Origin of the sequence: Erwinia sp., from assembly GCF_049696395.1 — a bacterium.
Classification (GTDB): domain Bacteria; phylum Pseudomonadota; class Gammaproteobacteria; order Enterobacterales; family Enterobacteriaceae; genus Erwinia.
The window spans coordinates 1-3,327 of sequence record NZ_JBAVTT010000113.1; the positions used below are offsets into that span (position 1 = coordinate 1).

Sequence of the window (3,327 nt, forward strand, 5' to 3'; positions counted from 1 at the left end):
TCATCAAGCATGATAAAAATAACGCCTATGACAGCCTGGCTGAAAAGAATATTACGGCTTCGGTAACCGGGGAACCTGGAACGCTGGCGATGTATTCAGCCAAAAAGAAAATGAACCCCTCCGTTGCTTATATGTTTGAAATTTATGCTGATAACGATGCCTACCAGCAACACTTGAACTCGGCGAGCTACCAGGCGTTTTTGCGCCATTCACCTGATATTCTGGACGTGAGCCAAAAGCGTCGAATTGAGGTGGTGCCACAATTTTTGGTCGATAAGCAGATTGTACAAAGCGACAAAACGATCAATAACTTTGTCATTGTTGATGTAAAACCCGAGCTTGGACAGGCTTTTCGCGATGTCGTTTTACCCGAAATGGCACAGTCCATTAAGCTAGAGGAGGGTGTTCTGGCAATGTATGCCGTGACCGATAAAGCGAATCCTGAGCGTTGGTATTTCTATGAAATATACGCCAGCGAAGAAGCTTATCAGGCCCATCGTTTGACGCCTCATTTTAAAGAATACATTGAGCAGACGGCAGAAATGACGACTTTTAAAGAAGCCATTGCCATTGAGCCAGGCTTGCTTAGGAATAAGGGCGGTCTGATGTATAAAATGAAGTGAATGGCTGCCCCACTCGGCGAGTGGGGCAGTAAATGGGTCTATCGATGCTGAGGATATTTCGTCGCCCAACAGTATCCCTGCCAACGACGCAATAAGAAGCTCTCCCGGTCTGGCCTAAGCTCTTCGCCAAAAACAGACATCAGATCTCTTGAAAACAAAAAGCCCGCTTAAGTTTCCTTAAGCGGGCTTCTTAAATTTGGCTCCTCTGACTGGACTCGAACCAGTGACATACGGATTAACAGTCCGCCGTTCTACCGACTGAACTACAGAGGAATCGGTTTCGATGTGGCGCATATTAGCGGGGTAGCTGTGGGCTGTCAACAGCAAAAAACACGCTAGCTTTCAATTGGCTAGGATTAAATCAACCCGACGTATTAGTGTACAATTCCGCGATCATTTTGCTGGGATTTTGCCTCATGATAGCGCTTGCCAGGATCCTGCCGGTAAAACTGACTGAATCGGCGATAAAGGGCAGGGAAACGATCCTGCAAAATTTCCGGCGCGGTGAAAAAGTATTCCGATAACACTGCAAAACATTCCGCGCCATCACTGGCAGCATAGGCGTCAATGCTCGCGGCATTCTCACCAACGGTGTCTATCTCATCCTGAATATCTTTCATCGCAGCCTGCAGGTCTTGCTCCCACCCCGCAACATCACGTAGCGCAATCGAGGGTACGCCATTGGCATGACCGCTGCCACGGCTGTCGAGCTTATGGGCAACTTCATGAATAATCAGGTTATAGCCGGAGAGGTCGTAGGAATCCTGCACATCCAGCCAGTTCAGAACGATCGGCCCTTGCTGCCAGCTCTGGCCCGAATGCACCATTTTTTCATGGTGAACCAAACCAAATTCATCCTGCCATTCGTCATCGACCATAAAAGGGGAAGGGTAGAGCAGCACCTCATGAAATCCGTCCAGCCAGTCGTAGCCCAGATTCAGTACGGGCAGGCAAAAGATGAGCGCGAGGCGGGTACTTTTCAGGTCATCGAGTTGGAAATCTTGCAAAGGAACCAACCGCTTCTGCTGCAGAAAGCGTTTTGCTAATTGGATCAGCGATTTCTGTTCATCATCGGTCAGAGCACCGAGCAGGGGAATCGCCATTGCCTGCTGCCAGGGCAGTGCGTCACTGGCATCTTCATCGGTTTTCCACGGCCATTTGATCATGATGCACCCAGTTCGCTGAAGGGATCTTTACCTTGCCGTAGCGCGCAGTCTTACGCAACTGCTGCTTAGAGCAACAGTGCGTAAGAGAGAGAAATGAACAGAGCGTGCGCTGGCTTTAAGGCGCATATTCAATCACTTAATGACAGTGCTGTCTGTGATGGAGAACAAAAAAAAGCGCGAATTCAGACGCGGTCGAACTCAATTACCCACACCCATGGGTTAACTTCCCAACTGGTGCCACCGTACTGTAACGCCCACTGTTTACGATAGGCGTCTTTCGTCGAGACGGCTTCACTGTGCATGGTGAAGAAGTTATTCAGGAAGTGGGAGTCCGTTTGCACCCCTTCTGCGATCACATCGTCATCACTGATATCCTGAATTTTCTGCACACGAATGCCGGTGACCACTAAGTCCAGGCGGCTTGCCCAGCGTGGCATATGAATGCCGGCCTGCCAGCCGAACTGCTCCTGCTCATCGAGTTCGGCGGTGGAGAACTGGCTGGTGTCGGCACGGTATTGGCAGTAGCGAGCGTTCTTGAATGCCGCTGGCGTACGTTGGTATTCCGCCATGTCGTCCGGCTCGATAACCGGGCCGCGCCAGGTTTCCCTGACCCACAGCCTGTCGCCGGGTTGTCCGTAGGGGCAATGGTAACTTAAGTTTTCCATACCCATTACTCGGTTTCCCTGAAGGTGATTATTCAGCACATCAATACCATAGCACCCCTCATGGTTATCCTGACCGGGACCAAAGAGTTGTGACTTCATGATGCGCCGAGTTTGGCTCTGTTGGCCTGAGAGCAGCGCTCGCACCCGTTGATCGCTAAACAAAATCGGGCGTTCTTTCATGGTTTGACCTCTGTTACTTACATGTTGAACCGATGAACACAGCAACGCTAAAAAGACAAGACAGAATAATCTGAACAGTAGTCTGAAGATTAATACCAGAATAACAAAATTAGGTAAACATTAGCTGTGCTTGTTGATTTCAGTGCCGGGTTAGGACCATTTTACCTGCGGTGTGCGCAGGTTGATCGACCCAGTCTTGCCCCCTAAAACGCCCCGAAAGTTACCGGGGATAACAAATTTGACATATGTCGTCTTTACAATCTCTTACAGTGCGGATGCCGAAACGACATCATAAAGTGGGGTAAAAAAGCCCCAAATCAAGAGATTGTTGGGTGGCGCTAATTCTATCCCACTCTTTGCCTAAAAGCCGACAGTTAATTTTGTGGCGTTCATTATGTCCGTTAAACCATTTGCCTGAAAATTAAGCAATAAATTTTCTTATGGCAAAAGGCTGAAAAATCGAAATATGTTGTGAATCCGTTAAAATTAGCGTTATAAACATGATGTGGATCCCGTTTTTGACCAAAGGGTACAGACGGTTTTCCAGCAGTGGACTGGCCTTCACCCACTGACATCTCTACAAGTCCAAACAATAAGGAGAAGTCTATGTCGCTTATTAACTGGCAACTGCGTTTTGAAAGCTGGCTCCATGAAACCTGGCCACAGGATGATAAAGCCCATGATGTAGCCCAT

General features: G+C 48.7%; 3 protein-coding genes, 1 tRNA gene and 1 pseudogene. 2 read left to right on the forward strand and 3 right to left on the reverse strand.

Annotation, left to right across the window (positions count from 1 at the left end; genetic code table 11):
• Positions 1–2: 2 nt before the first annotated feature.
• Positions 3–623, forward strand: coding sequence for a putative quinol monooxygenase (locus tag WCC56_RS14540; protein ID WP_424693064.1), 621 nt, complete (start codon positions 3–5; stop codon positions 621–623).
• Between the two features lie 197 nt (positions 624–820).
• Here the strand turns inward: WCC56_RS14540 and WCC56_RS14545 are convergent.
• The 3 genes from WCC56_RS14545 to WCC56_RS14555 form a co-directional block, all read right to left on the reverse strand.
• A tRNA-Asn gene (locus WCC56_RS14545) sits at positions 821–896 on the reverse strand.
• Between the two features lie 101 nt (positions 897–997).
• On the reverse strand, positions 998–1,789 hold the full coding sequence (gene mtfA, locus WCC56_RS14550; RefSeq protein WP_424693065.1) for a DgsA anti-repressor MtfA: 792 nt from the start codon (positions 1,787–1,789) through the stop codon (positions 998–1,000).
• Between the two features lie 182 nt (positions 1,790–1,971).
• The gene (locus WCC56_RS14555) at positions 1,972–2,634 is read right to left on the reverse strand and encodes a hypothetical protein (protein WP_424693066.1); all 663 of its coding nucleotides are present in this window, start codon (positions 2,632–2,634) and stop codon (positions 1,972–1,974) included.
• Positions 2,635–3,240: 606 nt separating this feature from the next.
• Between WCC56_RS14555 and WCC56_RS14560 the strand changes: the two are divergent.
• Positions 3,241–3,327 (forward strand): annotated as a pseudogene (locus WCC56_RS14560) (phosphohydrolase); the annotation flags it as partial.